The sequence below is a fragment of the Pseudomonas sp. RA_15y_Pfl1_P11 genome, from assembly GCF_963970975.1.
In the GTDB taxonomy this organism is placed as follows: domain Bacteria; phylum Pseudomonadota; class Gammaproteobacteria; order Pseudomonadales; family Pseudomonadaceae; genus Aquipseudomonas; species Aquipseudomonas tritici.
The window spans coordinates 18,534-36,122 of sequence record NZ_CAXAOY010000018.1 but is presented as its reverse complement, the minus strand read 5'-3'; the positions used below and the strand labels follow the sequence as shown (position 1 = coordinate 36,122).

The following is a 17,589-nucleotide window of genomic DNA, read 5'->3' as shown; positions in this document are numbered from 1 at the left end:
GCGTACATCAGTTGCTACGCGGTACCCGGTCTATCCCTCGCCACCAGCCTCAAGTAATCCTCAACCGCCCCACCCGCCAGCGCCTTGACCTGAATCGACACCCGGTTCACCTGCCGTCCCATCGTGACGCCCTCCCGCGTACTTACCTGCGCATACCCAAGCCTGGGCCAGAAACGCTCGGCTTTGATATTGCCGATAACCACCGTCAACCGCAGCCATTGGGCGCCCTTCTTCGCAGCCCATTTTTCAAGGTCCGCATGCAGTCGTTGCGCAAGGCCAGTGCCATGCAGGCAGGAATCGACCAGCAGCAGCCCGATATGCCAGACACCGCTCGCCAGCAAGTCCGCCGCAATGTTCACCACCGCGACCCATTGGTCGTCAGCATCGCGATAACCCAGCCAATACATCCGGCGGCACGTCCATCCTGTGGGCAACTGCCCGTGCAACTCCTCGCGCGCTTCAGTCGGCGTGGCGGGCTCGCCGTTCACCGCAATGAAGTAATCCGGCGCTCGCTCGAAAAAACGTTGCAGCTCGGCCTCGTCGCTAGCGCACAGCTCAACCACCCGAATACCTGCAACAGAGCAACCGGGCAACACGTGCTCATCAACATCCCTGTTCATCCGCCCTCAATCATCCCGCGTCAGCACTTCCAACAACTCAATCTCAAAACACAGATTACTGTTGGGCTTGATATGCGCGCCCATCGACCGTTCGCCATACGCCAGATGCGCCGGCACGAACAAGGTCCGAACACCGCCCACCTGCATGCCCATCAGCCCCTGGTCCCAGCCCTTGATCACCCGCCCGGTGCCGATCACACACTGGAACGGTTTGCCGCGCTCCCAGGACGAATCGAATACCGTGCCGTCTTCCAGGGTGCCGGTGTATTGGGTAGTAATCAACGCGCCCTTGACCACGGCTTTGCCAGTGCCGGGGCGGATGTCGGTGATTTGGAGTTCGTCGTGGCTCATGGCGGTTCTCATTGAGGACGCAAAGGATGGCGTTTTTCCCAGAATCAAGCGGGTTTGGCAAGCTTCAAACGCAACACTGACAGTTTCTACGCGCCGCAGCGCCTTTCAGGATCAGAGGGCTCTCTCTGCGCTTGCTGCCTGAAATTCACTTACAAAAAAACACGATGTCCCCTCCCCCCAAAACACCTTCAGCTTATTTCTCGCGCCCAGTGCTAACGCTCAACCTATGAAGCGTTCATTACGCTGAATAGGGAATATCAGAATGACCATCGGTTCCGGCTTCAACTACCCCGCAGACATCGCCCAGCGCCAGCATCGAGAAAAGCGCTCTACCGAGAAGAAATGGAGGGCAACATTTCCTAATCCACCCGACCTGTGCTTTGACTACCGCGCGTTGGTTGAACAGGTAAACGGGATTGCCCAGGCCACTGAACCCAATCATAAGATCTGCGTTATTGGCGCTGGCATTACCGGCCTGACGACTGCACGCGAGCTTTACAGGTGCGGGTTCACAAACATTACCTTACTCGAAAAATCCAAGCGTATTGGCGGCCGACACCTTACCGCCCTTGGGAACAATCACACCAACACCCCAGGCAGGCCCCCTTTCGAGATGGGTGCAATGAGGATGCCGTTCTTCAACAAGACAAATGAGCCTCCCAAAGACGGTCGCTCACTGATGGCCTATTACGCTAACGAATTCGATTTGCGCCATTCAGACTTTCCAAACCCGGGCAGCCCGGCCGTCCGCTCAACAGGTATATTCCTCAGAGAAGGGAGCATAGATAACAGCAGTGAACCCACCCTGCTGATCTGGAAAAACGCCGATGGAAAAACAGCCCCGCCAGGGCAAACGCTGGGCCACGTTTTCGCGAAATGGAAGACATTTGCCGAGCGTATGACGCTGTGCGTCTCCGAAAATTACGGCTCCGAACGCTGGGAGGACATGTGGGCATCGATAGTAAGAAAATACGAAGGTATGTCCTTTCGGGACCTGGTCAAGTTGCCAAGTATTGATACGTGGCACCACAGGGATCCTGGAAACTTTGGCGGCCTGGGTATGAGTGCCCAGGAATCTGCAGTGTTCTACGCCATCGGAATAGGTGATGGCAGTTGGGGCGCCTTCTATGACGTCTGCGCGCTTTACCCTCTGCGCACGGCGATATTTGGATTCAGCAGTCATCTGCAGTTGATCCACGGACGGGTTGACGCAGACGGTACGCCCATGGACGCACCGTACTTGAATGCTAAAGAGACGCTGGACTCCAGAGGGCTGAAATTCAACAAACCAAACTATATTGGCCTTGGATCGCTGGCGGAATCGCTGCTCTTCATAAAACCCGACGAGACCGATGATTCTTTGTACGAACACCTTTTAAAGCGCCCATCCGGTTTACTGACCAGCAGTGCAGTGACAACACTGAAAAAACTCAAGAACGGAAAAATACGGGTGTATTACAGCTGGAATGCCACACAAAAAGACAAAACAGAAAACGTATTTATCGATTGTGACGCTGTCGTAATGACACTCCCCTCCTGGCTGATCGAGACACAATTATCAATTGAAAACTTCAGCCAGGAGACACTCCCATTCAACATCATAGAAGCCTATAAGACCGCCCACTGGGAAACCAGCTGCAAAGTCTACGCGCCACTAAAAAAGTCGTTTCTCTCAGAGAACAAGAACATACCTCAAGCGATCGTTACGGACAGCTGGGTACATGATGTATATACCTACCGCTACCACAATAATAATACCTATGACTGCATCCTCCTCAGCTACACGTGGGAAGACGACGCGACCAAGCTATCGGTATTTGACGACGAACAACTGGTCGATAAATGCATAAAAGAGCTTGACCGAATCCTCTTGAAGTCCACAAACATCAAAGAAAAAATATCACCTTATATAGGACATAAACAGGCCGTCGTTCAACGCTGGATGAACGACAAGCACTCGCTGGGTTGTGCAAAGCTCTATCGCGCAGGCACCTACTACGCCGCGGTGTCCTTAATGAAATACAACAGGGACTTCTCCCACAAATCGGGACTTTATCTCTGCGGCGAGTCGTTTTCCGTTGATGCTGGCTGGACTGAGCCTTGCTTCAGAGGCGCCGTCGACACCGTGATAAACATCTGCAATAAAACACGCGCCAATTTCAACGGCGGCTTTGACATGCAGGACTACCCAGCCTACAAAACCGAGCAACAAAGGAAATAGACTACGCAGCAACGAGAACCGTCTGACTTTCAATTAAACATATTGTCGCCTCTTATAAACATCCAACCATTTTCCGGTTGTATAACAATAAGAGGTCACCTCAATGAGCGAACCAGTAAGCCCTGCACGCGTAGCGGTCATTCAACTTGATCCACAGGTCGGCATGGCCAACCGCGCCAATAATCTGAGTCAGAGCCTCGCACTGGCGGCCGAAGCCGCGAACGGCGGAGCCAACCTGATCGTGCTGCCCGAGCTCACCAATTGCGGGTATTTCTTCAGCAGTCGCCAGGATACTTTTGATCACGCAGAACGAGTGCCAGACGGTACCAGCGTGCAGGCGTGGATAGATTTTGCCTGCAGGCACCAGGTGTATCTGGTAGCAGGCCTATGTGAAATAGACGGTATGCAGCTATTCAATACGGCCGTGCTGTTAGGTCCCGAAGGCTACATCGGAAAATACCGCAAAGCGCATTTGTGGAACCTGGAAAAGCTATGGTTCACCCCCGGCGATACAGGCTTTCCGGTATTTGAAACGCCGATCGGCCGTATTGGCTTGCTGATTTGCTGGGACATCTGGTTCCCGGAGGTACCGCGCATTCTCAGCCAGCAAGGCGCAGATATTATTTGCAGCCTGAACAACTGGGTGTGGACGCCACCGCCGCTATTCGACGACGCGGGAAAATGCATGGCGTCATACCTGACGATGACCGCCGCCCACGTCAACAACGTGTTTATCGCTGCCGCCAGCCGCATTGGCGAGGAGCGAGACGCCCGTTACCTCGGATGCTCATTGATTGCCGGAACCAATGGCTGGCCGATTGGCGCTGTCGCTTCGGCCAATCGCCAGGAAATTTTGTTCGCCGACATTGATATCACCAGCGCCCGCAGTGCACCGATCTGGAACAGCCTCAACGATTTGCAACGTGATCGACGCAATGATCTCTACGATCAAATGCTCGGTTACGCCCAACACCCTGCCCTGCCGCGCTGATTGGAGGGTTGACTATGGGTAACCTCTTAGAAAAACCACGAACCCCCTGGCCCAACATTGACAAGACTGTTGTTGTCATTGCGCTGACCAGCGCTCTGATCATTGTGTGGTTAGCGTTCACCGGGCCCTGGCCTGGCTACACCGATATGGTGCAAAGCCTCCCACACCCTGTTGCCTGGCTGCGCTGGGTACTTGGCGATATCAGCGAGGTCGCTTTCTACAAACATGAACTGGCGTCGCTCGGCCTGCTGGGAGGTGCCTACCTGGCCTGGTGGGCCAGCCGAAGGGGTAAGGCCTGGCAAGGTTTCTCCATTTCCTATGGGACCGGATTATGGCCTTGGCTGATAACCAGCTCGTTGCTCGGCCTGCTACTCAGCAACCTGCTGTGGGGATGGGCTGTCACCGCTCAGACGTGGCAACCGACGTTCGCGGCGTTCGTCTCGTTGCCGGCGGCAATGGTGCTGATGTTTGGCGGCGGGTGGAAGGTCACCCTCACTGGCGCAGCACTGGGCGCTGTGCTCGTTACGCCGATGTGCCTGTTGATCGTCAACTTTGTCTGCGTGCCGCTGGGGTTGCCGACGGTGATTGGCAATGTGATGGGCATGGCTATCGGTAGCGTGATCGCGTTTATGCTATGCCGTCGGATGCCCTCTGTGGTGCGCTCGGACTTTACCCCACCGGCCAAACCGGAGCCTGCCGCTCCTCCCACTTATGGCGTGACTTGGAGCCTGCGCCGGGTGCTGGCAGATTTCTCCGAAGCGCCGTTTTTTGGAAACGAGCTAGCCAGTCTGGGTCTGTTGGCGGGAGTCCTCTTGGCGTACGCCCTGAATCCCGTGAGCCCGGCGTACGGCTCAGGCCTCATATTGCACCTGATCGGCGCGCAAGCACTGACGTCTGCGCTGGGTGTGGTCATCTGGCGACGTGAGTGGATCAAGCGAGGATGGTATCCCACCTATGTTCCCTTGGTGTCAGTAGTACCGGCTGCCGTATTGACCCATGGAGGAAGTTGGATGGTGATGGGATCAAGTGCGCTGCTCGGTGCATTGATTGCTCCACCTTTAGCGTGCGCCATCGCGGGGAGGTTGCCGGCCCACTTCCACCCCTACATCGGTAACGTGCTCTCAATGGCGTTGAGTACGCTGATCATCGTGCCAGTCGTGGGATGGTTAGTGGTTTAGCAAAAGCGTGGTGAGAGGTCCCCCTCTCACCACCCTCATCACAACACGTCAGGCCAACGGTACGCGACGATTAGTCAGCGCCATACGTCCCACAAAGAAGCTCAGCGCCGCCCCCCAACAGCAGCATCGCCAAGGTGCTCCAGGCCGCACGGGAAACCTGCTTGGCAGCCACTTCACGGGCTTTCTGTTCAGCCTGTTGCTTCAGCTCTTCGACCTTCTGCATGGCTTGCTGATAAGCCTGGGCGTAATTGTCGACGATCTGCGTGGCTTCTTCCTTACTCTTGCCGGTACGCGCCGCCACGAAGTTGACCAGCGCTTCTTTATCCGCCGCGTTCAGCGCAGGTTCACCGGACGCTATCACGCGTTCAAACCACTCCTTCACTTGGTCGCCCGCCTGCGCAGGATTGGTCGCTGCATCCGTCGCCGCGGCAATACCGCTGCTGGCAGCCAACAAGCCTTTACCCACCATGTTGCCGGCGGTGCCGAGCACACTAAGGACCAGGTAGGTCACCAGGGCAATTGCACTACCGGCCAACACCGCGCTTCAGGACACGCGAAACAGCGAGCGATCGGTTTCATAGACAGTGGTCATACAGAGGTACTTCGCACGTTATGGGAGCACGACGATGTGCCTTGTTGAGTAGGCGTGTGGCGAAACGATAGCTGTTCAGTCGTGGCGCAAATGCACCAGATTGCCTGATGCATTTGCACTCCGTCCCCCTCACTTTCTCTGCACTATCCTGAAGCGTGCATGTCGGAGTTTTTATGCGCTTTTTTCCGGAGAAATCATGAGCCAGGACGTCCTCGCTAAAGAAACCAACCGCCGCCAACTGCAGCAGATCATTTCCGGGTTATCCGATGGGATCATTCTCGCCGAGGTCGACCAGACCATCCTGTGGGCCAACGAAGCCGCACTGACCATGCACGGCGTGGGCGACGTGATGGGGCTAGGCGCGGATGCGCAGGCGTATGCCGAGCGCTTCACGCTGCGCTATCGCAACAATCACCCACTGCTGCCGGAAAACTATCCCCTGGCCCGTGCTGCCGCTGGCGACGAATTCAGCGACGTCGTGGTGGAGGTGATTCCAAACGCCGATTCGGACAAAACCTGGGTACACCGCCTGCGCAGCCTGGTGATCGCCGACTCGCATGGCGAACCGGAGCTGCTGGTACTGATCCTCAGCGACGCTACCGAATGGGCCAGTGCCGAGCAGCGCTTCGAGAAAACCTTCAACGCCAACCCGGCGCCTGCGGTGATCTGCCGTCTGAGCGACTTGCGCTATATCAAGGTCAACCAAGGCTTTCTGGAGATGACCGGTTACAACCGCGACCAAGTCATCGGCAAGTCCGTCTATGAGCTGGACGTACTGGAGCAGGCCGAGCGCAAGGGCCTGGCGATCCAGCGCTTGGGCGATGGCGCGACCATACCGCAGATGCAGGCCGAACTGAGATTGCCCGAAGGCGGCAGCAAACTGGTGATCGTCGCCGGCCAGCCGCTGGACATGAACGAAGAGGCCTGCATGCTGTTCTCCTTCACTGACCTGGAGCCTCGGCGCAAGGCCGAAACCGCGCTGCGCCAGAGTGAAGAACGGTTTGCCAAATCATTTCGCCTGACCCCGGTGCCGACGTTGGTCTGCAGCGCCGCCAACCGCCAAGTGGTGGATGTGAATGAGGCGTTCATGACGATCACCGGGTACACCAGCGAAGAATTGATCGGCAAGGTCATCGAAGACATTGGTTTTATCGACAGCGCAACGGCTGGCGCCCTGTTGTTCACCACCCTGGAAAAAGCCGGAAGCGTTGACGGCCAGGATTTGAAGGTGCGCAAGAAAGGCGATGAGGTTATCGACTGTGTCGTGTCCGCCGACACCGTGATCATTCAGGATGTGCCCTGCTACCTGCTGGTGCTGATGAACATCACCGAACGCAAGCGCTCGGAGCTGGAACTGGTGGCCGCCATCGAGGAAGTCATGCAAGACGCTTCATGGTTCAGCCAGACACTGATCGAGAAACTGGCGAACGCCAAAAGCGTCAACAGCCCCAACCTGCCGAATGTCGCGTTCACCGACCTCACGGCCCGCGAGCGGGATGTTTTGGGGTTGATCTGCGAAGGGCTGGCTGACAAGGAAATTGCCTCGCGCCTCAAACTGGCGCCCAACACGGTGCGTAACCATGTGGCCACGGTGTACTCCAAGCTGGGAGTGCATAGTCGTAGTGCAGCGATCGTTTGGGCCCGCGAACGCGGACTGTTTGCCCGCGAGTTGCGGCTCAAGAACAAGTGAACGCGGTGCAAATGCACTAGTGCGTCTAGTGCGAATTCAACTTATGACGCGGGCAAGTAAACCCTAACCTTCAGGGCGTGGGCACAAGGCTTTGATCGTGTGCCACCGCATTTACACCCTGAAGGAACCCACATGTTTACCCTCTCTCAACTGCGCAATTGCATCGAAGAAGGTCTGTCGCCACTGACGTGCGAATTCACCCTGTGCCGGGACGCGTCGCTGACCCTCAAGGTCTACGACGCGGAGACCGGCCGGGTCGACCTGGTTGTCACCGGGATCAGCACGAACCGGCTGCAGACCCCGCAAGAAGTCGAAAAAATGGTGGAAGAGCTGCGTTACGAACTGCAATGCAACACCGTGGGCAAGCTCACGCTGGATGATTTACCTTCAGCGACGCACCCATGAAATAGAACACCCCGCCCGCAATGATAAACGCCCCCAGCATGTAGAACATGTAGTGGGCCGGCAGGCTGGCCAGCACCAGCCCACACAACACCGGCCCAAGGGCAGCCCCCAGGTTGGACAGGTTCTGCGCCCCGTAGTACATGCCGCGCAGGTGGTCCGGGGCGATGCGGTCGATAAACATGTACTCGGCCGGAAACACGATGATCTCCCCCACCGTGAACACCGCCATTGCCAATACCCACCACAGCACGCTGGTGGACAGCGCAAAACCAATGATCCCCAGCATGAACATGCCCAGTCCTGCGATCAGCCACTGGCCCAAGTAGCGATGCGAGATGCGCCGCCCAATCACATACTGCAGGGCAATCACCAACACGGCGTTGGTGGTCAGCACGGCGCTGACCACGGTGTAGGTGTATTCGGCGGTGGTGGTGGTGACCAAATATTGCGACAGCCATGCAGTGAACTGACCGAATACCACGGCGCTGAGCACGCCGCCAACGGTGAAGCAGACCAGGCGACGATCGCGCAACAGCACGCGGCCAACGGCAAGAAAGGGCACCGGCTTTTGCGTGGCATCAACGGTCGCCAGCGTGCGGTCACCCCAACGCCAATACAGCAGGAAAAACCCTACACCCAATAGCGCCGAAAGGATAAACGGCAAGCTGATGTCCAGCTTGGCAATCATCGCCCCGAAAAAAGGCCCTACGGCATAGCCGATATTGGTCAGGGTGTACTTGATGGAAAACACTTCGCTGCGTGCCTCTTCGGGCAACAAGCTGGCAAAACCGGCTTTGACCGCGATATCGATCACCGCGTAGGCCAGGTTGATCAGGATCAGGCAGCTGTAGAACGCCCAGATATTCTGCGCGAGCAGCGTGCCGATAAAGCCCAGTACAAACAGCACGCTCATGCCGAGCAGCAATCGGTAGCTGTTGATACGGTCGACCAGGAAGCCGCCATACACGCTGAGCAGCGAGCCGACAATCAGCGAACTGCCGATCACCAGACCGACCTGAGTGATATCGAGGGCAAAGTGGCTGGTGAGGTAAATCACCAAGTACGGAAACGTGATCGCCTTGGCCAACGTGAGCATCAACGTGGCGGACAGCAACAGGTTAACGGTGCGGGGGTAGTTTCTTATTGTGGCAAGCATCCTGCTTTCTTTCCTGGAAGGTAACGCGGCCTTTACGGCCGGCTACCTTAACTCAGGAACAGGGCAAGAAAGCAAGGTCATTTCTTGACGGGAGTGATCTCAAGGATGGTGCCGTTAGTGGTCTTGAGCAGGACGAATTTATCGCCCACCCGCGCCCACTGGCTGTCTTCTTCAGGCTGCTTGAGGCCGCGTTTTTTCCAGTCGCTGACGGCTGATTCCTTGCGCATCAACATATCCGGTGCGCGGTCGCCCTCTTTCAAGTCACGGGCGTTGATATTCGAAGGTTGCACGGTTTCCTGGGGGGTATCACCGGCGTGCACGACAAAGCTGGCGGTGGACAGGCTGGCGGCAACCAGCAGGCAGGCGATTAGGGACTTGGACTTCATGGGTGCTCCTTCAATTAATGGCGCTTACCCAGGTTCGGACCGCTGGCGGGTCTGATCATTCAATCAAGCCTTGGCACGGAGTGAGCTAGGCAACTGCCACAGGTGTGCCTTGATGGAACACCATCCGCCACTGCCCCTCTTCAGCTCGCCATACCGAGCTGCGCAGCGAAGCCCCACCTGCGTGCCGATGAGAGCGATAGGTCACCAGAGCCACACCTTCAGTCAGCCTTTTCACCGTGAAATCAGTTATACAGCGCGCAGAAAACACCTCATCCTGCAGTCCGGAAATCACCTCTGCCTTGCTGCCCCACACATTTCCACTGGCACCAAACTCAACAAAATCATCCGCCAATAGCTCCGCCAACCGCGTCGCATTCTAACGGGTAGCCGTTTGCTGCAGCGCCTGTTCAAGCTCAAATAAGTGCGCGTCTAAATCCATTCCATTGCCTCCATGAAATAAATCCTGTAATTTTTCATGAAATTTATCAAAATAAATTTCATGACCCCACAAGAAGAACTCTCCACCCTGGCCGCACTGATCCACGATCTGCGCAAGCACAAGAAGCTTACCCTCGCCCAGCTCGCGCAGAAAATCGAGCGATCCGTGGGTTTCCTGTCCCAGGTCGAACGCGGCCTGTCGCGCCCGACCGTGGCCGATTTGACCGCCATCAGCCATGCCCTCGACGTGCCCACCACCTACTTCTACAGCCAGCCCAAACCCAAGGCGGTGGACTGGATCACCCGGCCCAACGAGCGGCGCACGGTGTATTACGCCAATGGCATCACCGACATCCTCGTCTCGCCCAGCATGAACGGCGCCTTTTCGATGCTCGACAGTCTGTTGGCTCCCGGAGCCAACAGCGGTGAACAAACCATGAGCGACCGCGCCGAGCAGGCCGGCTTTGTACTGGAGGGCGAATTGACGCTGTGGGTCGACGGTGAGACCGATCCGGCCACCCTCGGCCCCGGCGACAGCTTCCACCTGGCCAGCTTCGCCCATTGCCGCTACGCCAATCTGACCGACCTGCCCGCCCGCGTGTTGTGGGTTTACAACTAGGAGCTGCACCCGTGAAAAGCCATGCCACCACGTTACTGGCCGAAGTACGGACCTTTCGCCAGAACCATCCCGACGTGCGTTACGTAGACTTGATCGCCTTGGACATTCCAGGGCACTTCTACGGCAAGCGTTACCCCATCGAGATGCTGGAAAAAGTCGCCGCCGGCAGCCCGCTGAAGCTGCCACAGAACGCCGTGCTGCTGGGGGCTCAGGGGGGGCTGTTCAAGATTGGTGACTATTGCTTCAACGACGGCGACCCGGATGCCAACCGCCGTCTGGTGCCGGGCACGCTCAAGCCGGTGAGCTGGGAGTCGCAGCCGCTGGGCCAGATGCTGATTACCTCAGACGGTACCGAAGCGCCCATCGAATTCGAACCTCGCGAAGTGCTGGCCAAGGTGCTGGAACGCCTGCAACACAAGGGCATTCACCCGGTGGTGGCGTTCGAGTTGGAGTTCTACCTGTTCGACAAGAAACTCGACAATGGCCTGCCGCAATGCGCCCGCGACCCACTGAGTGACGACCCCGACGACCAACCCAACCTGCATATCGAACGGCTATCGCGTTTCAGCGAAGTGCTCGACGACATGGCGCAAACCGCCAAGAACCAGGGCATCGACATCACGGTGATCACTGCCGAAATCGGCCCCGGCCAGTTCGAAATCAACTTCGGTCACCAGGGCGACGGTATGCGCGCCGCCGACTGGGCCGCCCTGTTCTGTCGCAGCACCCGCGGCGTAGCGCTCAAGCACGGTTACCGTGCGAGCTTCATGGCCAAACCCTACCTGCAATTCCCCGGGAGCGGCATGCATGTGCATGTCAGCCTGTATGACGGCGCGGGCAATAACCTGCTGGCGGCGCACCAGCAGCAGCCATTGCGCCATGCCGTGGCCGGCTGCCTGGAATTGTTGCCGCACTGCATGCCGATCTTTTCGCCCAACCACAACGCCTTTCGCCGCCTGGGCGGCACGGTCAACGCGGCAACGCGCGCCAGTTGGGGCTTTGAAGACCGTGATGCGTGCGTGCGCATCCCCGAGTCCGACCCGCGCAACCTGCGCGTAGAGCATCGCCTGGCGAGTGCGGATGCCAACCCGTACCTGGTGCTGGCGGCGATCCTGGTGGGCTTGGAGCACGGTCTTGAAGCCAAGCGCGAACCCATCGCCCCACTGAACGAAGATCGCACCAGCGGTACCGACTTCCCCCTGGAAATGCTCGACGCCGTGCGCGCCATGCAACATCAACCGGTACTGCGCGATAAGCTGGGCGCCGAATTTGTCGACGTGTACTGCGAGAACAAACGCCAGGACCACTTGGCTTTCCAGCAAGAGATCCCTGCGCGGGAATACCGCTGGTTTCTCTAAACATCCCCTATGGAATCACCGATGACTGACCAAAGCGCCCCGGCCCTCAAGGAAATCTTCAACATCGAACGCCTGCACCACATCGCCACGCAAATGACGGCGGTGTACCCGGCCTTCGACGCCAAGGGCTTCCTCCAGCACGCCAAGTCCGGGCTGACGGAGTTGTCGGTGATGCAGCGCATGGCGCGGGTCAGCGAGAGCCTGCATGCAGTGATCCCGCTGGATTATGCGCAAACCCTCAAGCTGCTTTACGCCCTCGCCCCGCGCCTGAACAGCGCGTTCGTCAGCCTGTTCCTGCCGCACTTCGTGGCGAATTACGGGCGGGATGACTTCAAGCGCTCCATGGCTGCACTCCAATACTTCACCACCTTTGGCTCCGCCGAATTCGCCATCCGCCACTTCCTGCTGGATGACTTCCAGCGCACGTTGGCGGTGATGCAGACATGGTCGCTGGATGACAACGAACACGTGCGCCGCCTCGCCAGCGAAGGCTCGCGGCCGCGTCTGCCGTGGTCGTTCCGCCTGGCCGAAGTCCAGGCGAACCCTGAACTGTGCGCGTCGATCCTCGACAACCTCAAGGCCGACGGCAGCCTTTATGTGCGCAAGTCTGTGGCCAACCACCTCAACGACATCACCAAGGACCACCCGGAGTGGGTGCTCAGCCTGATCGAGGGCTGGAACCTGGACAACCCGCACACCGCCTGGATCGCCCGCCACGCCTTGCGCAGCCTGATCAAGCAAGGCAACACCCGGGCGCTGACGATCATGGGCGCCGGGGCCAGGGCCGAGGTGAAGATCCATGACCTCAAGGTGACACCGGCGGTGATCAACCTGGGGGAACGGATCGAGCTGTCCTTCAGCCTGGAATCAACCGCCGCCGCCCCACAGAAACTGGTGGTGGATTACGCGATCGACTATGTGAAAAGTGCCGGGCACAGCGCGGCAAAGGTGTTCAAACTCAAGACGCTTACCCTCGGCGCTGGGGAACACCTCAGCATCCGGCGCGAGCAGCATATTCGCGAGCTGACCACGCGCAGGCATTACCCCGGCAGGCATAGCGTGCACGTGGTGGTGAATGGAGAGCGGTTGGGCAGCGCAGAGTTCGAGTTGCGCGCCTGACAGGTTTGAGTGAACCTGCACAGTTCCCACCGTCTTGATCCGGTCAGTCAGATCTCGCCGAGGAGCAAGCTTTGCTCCCGCGCGCACAACTCCACCACGTAATCCCACAACACCCGCAACCGCACTGACTTGTGCAACTCCCGCCGCGAACTGATCCAGTAGCTGCGCTGAATTCCCTCCCCCGGCAGCAAAGCCACCAGCTCCGGATCAGCCGAGGCCATGAAACACGGCAACACCGCAATGCCCAACCCTGAGCGTGCCGCCTGGTGCTGGGCTATCACGCTGGTGCTGTGGAACACCACTTTGGGGTTGCGGCAGAAGCTGCTGAGGAACTTCAGTTCCTGGCTGAACAGCAGGTCGTCGACGTAATCGATCCACGAATGCACCGCGAGGTCTTCGCGCTTTTCGATCGGCGGGTTACGGTCCAGGTAGGCGCGGCTGGCGTAGAGGGCCAGGCGGTAGTCGGTGAGTTTGCGGGTGACCAATTGATCGACGCTGGGCCGTTCAAGGTGGATGCTGATTTCCGCCTCGCGGTTGAGGATGCTGACAAAGCGCGGCACTGCCACCAGCTCCACTTCCAGTCCGGGGTAGCGTTCGAAAAGCCCACCCATGCGGCTGGCCAGGAACATCACGCCCAGCCCTTCGGCGACGCCCAGGCGGATCTTGCCCAAAGGCGCGGCGGAGTGGGTCAGTTCGTCTTCAGCCAGCAGCGCGACGTTTTCCATGGCTTCGGCGTGTTTGAGCAAGGCTTCGCCGGCAGGGGTCAGCTCGTAGCCTTGGGCATGCTGTACGAACAGCGCAGTACCGAGGCTTTTCTCGATCGCCTCGATGTGCCGTGCCACGGTGGCATGGGTGGTTTTCAGGCGTTGCGCGGCGGTGAGTAGGCGGCCGCTGCGCTGCAACTCAAGAAAGTACCGCAGGTCATTCCAATCGAACATGGCGCCTCCATTGCGTGACACGGGGTCGTGCTGTTTAAAAACGAACAGCAGCTGGGTAAAAACTAACATTTTTAAGACGAAAACTAACAACTAGGATGGAACCAATAAGAAAAACAAGCGAGACCTTCAGATGCCCATTGCAACTGCTGAATACGATTACATCGTCGTAGGCGCCGGCCCCGCGGGCTGCCTGCTCGCCAATCGTCTGTCCGCCAACCCCGCTCACCGCGTGCTACTGCTTGAAGCCGGCGGCCGCGACAATTACCCCTGGATCCATATCCCCGTCGGCTACCTGTTCTGCATCGGCAACCCGCGCACCGACTGGTGCTTCAAGACCGAAGCCCAGGAAGGCCTGCAAGGCCGTGCACTGAGCTATCCACGCGGTAAGGTGCTGGGCGGCTGCTCATCGATCAACGGCATGATCTACATGCGCGGCCAGGCCCAGGATTACGACGGCTGGGCGGCAGAAGGCAACGCCGGCTGGGCCTGGAAAGACGTGCTGCCGTTGTTCAAACAGAGCGAAAATCATTTTGCCGGTGACTCCCAATTCCATAGCAATGGGGGTGAGTGGCGAGTCGAACAACAGCGCCTGCACTGGCCGATCCTCGACGCCTTTCGTGACGCGGCGGCGCAAAGTGGCATCGCGCCGATCAGCGACTTCAATCAGGGCGACAACGAAGGCTGCGGCTATTTCCAGGTCAACCAGAAAGCCGGTGTGCGCTGGAACGCGGCCAAGGCATTTCTCAAGCCGATCCGTCAGCGCCCCAATCTCACCGTGCTGACCGAAGTGGAAGTAGACCGCGTGCTGCTGGAAAACGGCCGAGCCTCACAGGTGGTTGGTCGTCAGCAGGGCCAGCAGGTGAGCTGGAAGGCGCGCAAAGAGATTGTGCTGTGCGCCGGCTCCGTCGGCTCGCCGGGGATTTTGCAGCGCTCGGGGATAGGGCCCTCCAGCGTGCTCAAGCCGCTGGGCATCGACGTGCTGCATGAACTGCCGGGCGTGGGCGGTAACCTGCAGGATCACCTGCAATTGCGGCTGATCTACAAGCTGGAAAACGCCCGCACCCTCAACCAGATCGCTGGCACCGTATGGGGCAAGATGGGCATGGGCCTGCGCTACCTGTACGACCGCAGCGGCCCGCTGTCGATGGCACCCAGCCAGCTCGGCGCGTTTGCCCGCTCGGGCCCGGAACAAACCTCGGCCAATCTTCAATACCATGTGCAACCGCTGTCGCTTGAGCGCTTTGGCGAGCCGCTGCACGCGTTCCCGGCGTTTACCGCGTCGGTCTGCGACCTGCGCCCGCAAAGTCGCGGACGTATCGACATTCGCTCGGCCAACCCGGCGGACGCACCGCTGATCCGCCCCAACTACCTCAGCCATCCGCAAGATTTGCGCGTGGCCGCCGATGCCATCCGCCTGACGCGCCGCATCGTCGCAGCCCCGGCCCTGAGCCCATTCAAGCCGGTGGAATACCTACCGGGCGATTCACTGCAAACCGAGGACGAACTGCACGAAGCCGCCGCGCGCATCGGCACGACCATCTTCCACCCGGCCGGCACCTGCCGCATGGGCAGCGATAAAGACGCGGTGGTCGATGCCCAACTGCGCGTGCATGGTGTGCCTGGATTGCGCATCGCCGATGCGTCGATCATGCCGCGCATTACGTCCGGCAACACCTGTTCACCTACGCTGATGATCGCGGAGAAGGCCGCGCAGCTGATCCTTTCGCCGAATACAAGGAGTCTCGCCCCGGAGAAAGAACTGGTTCATGCAATCTGAATAGCGGCGCTGAAACTGGCGCCGACAGTGGAACAACAATAAATAATCACTGTGAGGGCTAACCGATGTCAGAACATGCTCAACCCCTGGGCTCGGCGGTCACCACCGCCAGTACCCGCAACGACTCAAAGAAAGTCATCTTCGCCTCGTCCCTCGGGACGGTGTTCGAGTGGTATGACTTTTTCCTCTACGGCGCCCTGGCGGCGGTGATCAGCAAGCAGTTCTTTGCCGGGGTCAACGACACCACGGCGTTCATCTTTGCCTTGATGGCCTTTGCCGCCGGCTTTGTGGTGCGGCCGTTCGGTGCGTTGGTATTTGGCCGCTTGGGCGACATGATCGGGCGTAAATACACCTTTCTGGTCACCATCATTTTGATGGGCCTGGCGACCTTCTGCGTCGGGCTGCTGCCGACTTACGCCAGCATTGGCATTGCGGCACCGATCATTCTGATCCTGCTGCGCATGCTGCAAGGCTTGGCACTGGGCGGCGAATACGGCGGCGCGGCGACTTATGTGGCCGAGCATGCACCAGCCGGCAAACGCGGGCTCCACACCAGTTGGATTCAATCCACCGCGACCATCGGCTTGCTGCTGTCGCTGCTGGTGGTACTGGCCTGCCGTTACTTCACCGGTGACCAGTTCGAAGTCTGGGGCTGGCGGATTCCGTTCCTGTTTTCCATTGTGCTGCTGGGTATTTCCACGTGGATCCGCATGAGCCTGCATGAGTCGCCAGCGTTCCTGAAAATGAAAGAGGAAGGCAAGACCAGCAAGTCGCCGATCCGCGAGTCGTTCGGCAAATGGGAAAACCTCAAGGTGGTGCTGATCGCGCTGTTCAGCATCAACGGCGGGCAAGCAGTGACCTTCTACGCGTCCCAGTTCTACGTGCTGTTCTTCCTCACGCAGTTCCTGAAGATGGACCCTGCCCTGGCCAATATGCTGTTGATCATCAGCGTGGTGATTGGCGCGCCGTTCTTTATCTTCTTTGGCTGGCTGTCAGACAAGGTGGGGCGCAAGCCGGTGCTGATGCTCGGCCTGCTGCTGGCAACCGCGCTGTACTTCCCGATCTTCAAGAGCCTGGCGCACTACACCAACCCGGCAATGGACCAGGCCAGCCGCCAGGCCCCAATCACCGTACTGGCCGACCCGTCCACCTGTACTTTCCAGTTCGACCCGGTGGGCAAGGCGAAATTTGACAGCCCGTGCGACAAGGTCAAGACCTTCCTCGTCAAGCAAGGCCTGCCCTACAGCAGCGCTGCCGCACCGGCGGGCAGCCCGGTGCAGGTGAGTGTGGGCGACGTGCGTATCGATGGGTTTGACGAAAAAGCCCTGCGTGGCGCCGTGACCCTGGCCGGTTATCCGTCTTCGGCGGATATGGCCCAGGTCAACAAGGTGATGGTAGTGGTGCTGATCGTGGCGCTGATCCTGATCGCCGCCATGTGCTACGGCCCACTGGCAGCGCTGATGGTGGAACTGTTTCCGACGCGTATCCGCTACACCTCAATGTCGCTGCCCTACCACATTGGTAACGGCTGGTTTGGCGGGTTCCTGCCGACCGTATCGTTTGCCTTGGTGGTGTACACCGGCGATATCTTCTATGGCTTGTGGTACCCGGTGGTGGTGACCGGGGTGAGCCTGATTGTGGGGTTGATTTGCCTCAAAGAAACGCGGCACGTGGACATTGATAACAACTGAATAAGCTTCAAGGGGCAAGCGACAAGCAGCAAGTAAAAGCCAATGGGCTCTTTCTTGCA

At 58.6% G+C, this 17,589-nt stretch carries 16 protein-coding genes and 1 pseudogene; 10 read left to right on the top strand and 7 right to left on the bottom strand.

Features of this window, described 5'->3' with window-relative positions:
* Nucleotides 1–14: 14 nt before the first annotated feature.
* Nucleotides 15–620, bottom strand: coding sequence for a GNAT family N-acetyltransferase (locus AACY44_RS21210; protein WP_339436227.1), 606 nt, complete (start codon nucleotides 618–620; stop codon nucleotides 15–17).
* Between the two features lie 6 nt (nucleotides 621–626).
* A complete protein-coding gene (locus AACY44_RS21205) occupies nucleotides 627–971 on the bottom strand; it encodes an FKBP-type peptidyl-prolyl cis-trans isomerase (protein ID WP_339419495.1) in 345 nt (114 codons plus the stop codon).
* Nucleotides 972–1,233: 262 nt separating this feature from the next.
* Here AACY44_RS21205 and AACY44_RS21200 point away from each other — a divergent pair, with 262 nt between their 5' ends.
* From AACY44_RS21200 to AACY44_RS21190, 3 genes are all read left to right on the top strand, one after another.
* Entirely contained in the window at nucleotides 1,234–3,192 is a 1,959-nt protein-coding gene (locus tag AACY44_RS21200; RefSeq protein WP_339428075.1) for a flavin monoamine oxidase family protein, read from the top strand.
* Between the two features lie 103 nt (nucleotides 3,193–3,295).
* On the top strand, nucleotides 3,296–4,183 hold the full coding sequence (locus AACY44_RS21195) for a nitrilase family protein (RefSeq protein ID WP_339428076.1): 888 nt from the start codon (nucleotides 3,296–3,298) through the stop codon (nucleotides 4,181–4,183).
* Nucleotides 4,184–4,197: 14 nt separating this feature from the next.
* A complete protein-coding gene (locus AACY44_RS21190) occupies nucleotides 4,198–5,361 on the top strand; it encodes a hypothetical protein (RefSeq protein WP_339530985.1) in 1,164 nt (387 codons plus the stop codon).
* Nucleotides 5,362–5,409: 48 nt separating this feature from the next.
* Here AACY44_RS21190 and AACY44_RS21185 read toward each other — a convergent pair.
* Nucleotides 5,410–5,899 (bottom strand): annotated as a pseudogene (locus tag AACY44_RS21185) (hypothetical protein).
* 250 nt (nucleotides 5,900–6,149) lie between these two features.
* Between AACY44_RS21185 and AACY44_RS21180 the strand changes: the two are divergent.
* Both AACY44_RS21180 and AACY44_RS21175 read left to right on the top strand, forming a co-directional pair.
* Complete coding sequence (locus AACY44_RS21180; RefSeq protein WP_339530984.1) at nucleotides 6,150–7,643, top strand: helix-turn-helix transcriptional regulator; 1,494 nt, start codon at nucleotides 6,150–6,152, stop codon at nucleotides 7,641–7,643.
* A 132-nt stretch (nucleotides 7,644–7,775) separates the two neighbouring features.
* Nucleotides 7,776–8,048, top strand: a complete 273-nt coding sequence (locus tag AACY44_RS21175; RefSeq protein WP_339420138.1) for a DUF1652 domain-containing protein — start codon at nucleotides 7,776–7,778, stop codon at nucleotides 8,046–8,048.
* Here the strand turns inward: AACY44_RS21175 and AACY44_RS21170 are convergent.
* From AACY44_RS21170 to AACY44_RS21160, 3 genes are all read right to left on the bottom strand, one after another.
* On the bottom strand, nucleotides 8,011–9,204 hold the full coding sequence (locus AACY44_RS21170; RefSeq protein ID WP_339530982.1) for an MFS transporter: 1,194 nt from the start codon (nucleotides 9,202–9,204) through the stop codon (nucleotides 8,011–8,013). The two genes, AACY44_RS21175 and AACY44_RS21170, sit on opposite strands and share 38 nt — an antisense overlap.
* A 77-nt stretch (nucleotides 9,205–9,281) precedes the next feature.
* On the bottom strand, nucleotides 9,282–9,590 hold the full coding sequence (locus AACY44_RS21165; protein WP_339420135.1) for an RcnB family protein: 309 nt from the start codon (nucleotides 9,588–9,590) through the stop codon (nucleotides 9,282–9,284).
* A gap of 85 nt (nucleotides 9,591–9,675) precedes the next feature.
* Nucleotides 9,676–9,954: a nuclear transport factor 2 family protein gene (locus AACY44_RS21160; protein ID WP_339530980.1), complete on the bottom strand. Its 279-nt coding sequence runs from the start codon at nucleotides 9,952–9,954 to the stop codon at nucleotides 9,676–9,678.
* Nucleotides 9,955–10,089: 135 nt separating this feature from the next.
* Between AACY44_RS21160 and AACY44_RS21155 the strand changes: the two genes are divergently transcribed.
* The 3 genes from AACY44_RS21155 to AACY44_RS21145 are packed head-to-tail and all read left to right on the top strand — an operon-like array spanning nucleotide 10,090 to nucleotide 13,124.
* Nucleotides 10,090–10,647 carry a helix-turn-helix domain-containing protein gene (locus AACY44_RS21155; RefSeq protein WP_339420132.1) on the top strand — a complete coding sequence of 186 codons (558 nt, stop codon included), beginning with the start codon at nucleotides 10,090–10,092 and terminating at the stop codon, nucleotides 10,645–10,647.
* An 11-nt stretch (nucleotides 10,648–10,658) separates the two neighbouring features.
* A complete protein-coding gene (locus AACY44_RS21150) occupies nucleotides 10,659–12,005 on the top strand; it encodes a glutamine synthetase family protein (RefSeq protein WP_339420130.1) in 1,347 nt (448 codons plus the stop codon).
* Between the two features lie 21 nt (nucleotides 12,006–12,026).
* On the top strand, nucleotides 12,027–13,124 hold the full coding sequence (locus AACY44_RS21145) for a DNA alkylation repair protein (protein WP_339438953.1): 1,098 nt from the start codon (nucleotides 12,027–12,029) through the stop codon (nucleotides 13,122–13,124).
* Between the two features lie 47 nt (nucleotides 13,125–13,171).
* Here the strand turns inward: AACY44_RS21145 and AACY44_RS21140 are convergent, their stop codons facing one another.
* On the bottom strand, nucleotides 13,172–14,062 hold the full coding sequence (locus AACY44_RS21140) for a LysR family transcriptional regulator (protein WP_339428082.1): 891 nt from the start codon (nucleotides 14,060–14,062) through the stop codon (nucleotides 13,172–13,174).
* A 130-nt stretch (nucleotides 14,063–14,192) separates the two neighbouring features.
* On the opposite strand from AACY44_RS21140, the gene AACY44_RS21135 reads away from it, so the two are divergent.
* Together AACY44_RS21135 and AACY44_RS21130 are read left to right on the top strand one after the other, a co-directional pair.
* A complete protein-coding gene (locus AACY44_RS21135; protein ID WP_339420127.1) occupies nucleotides 14,193–15,839 on the top strand; it encodes a GMC family oxidoreductase in 1,647 nt (548 codons plus the stop codon).
* Between the two features lie 65 nt (nucleotides 15,840–15,904).
* Complete coding sequence (locus AACY44_RS21130) at nucleotides 15,905–17,530, top strand: MFS transporter (RefSeq protein WP_339420126.1); 1,626 nt, start codon at nucleotides 15,905–15,907, stop codon at nucleotides 17,528–17,530.
* Nucleotides 17,531–17,589: the final 59 nt, after the last annotated feature.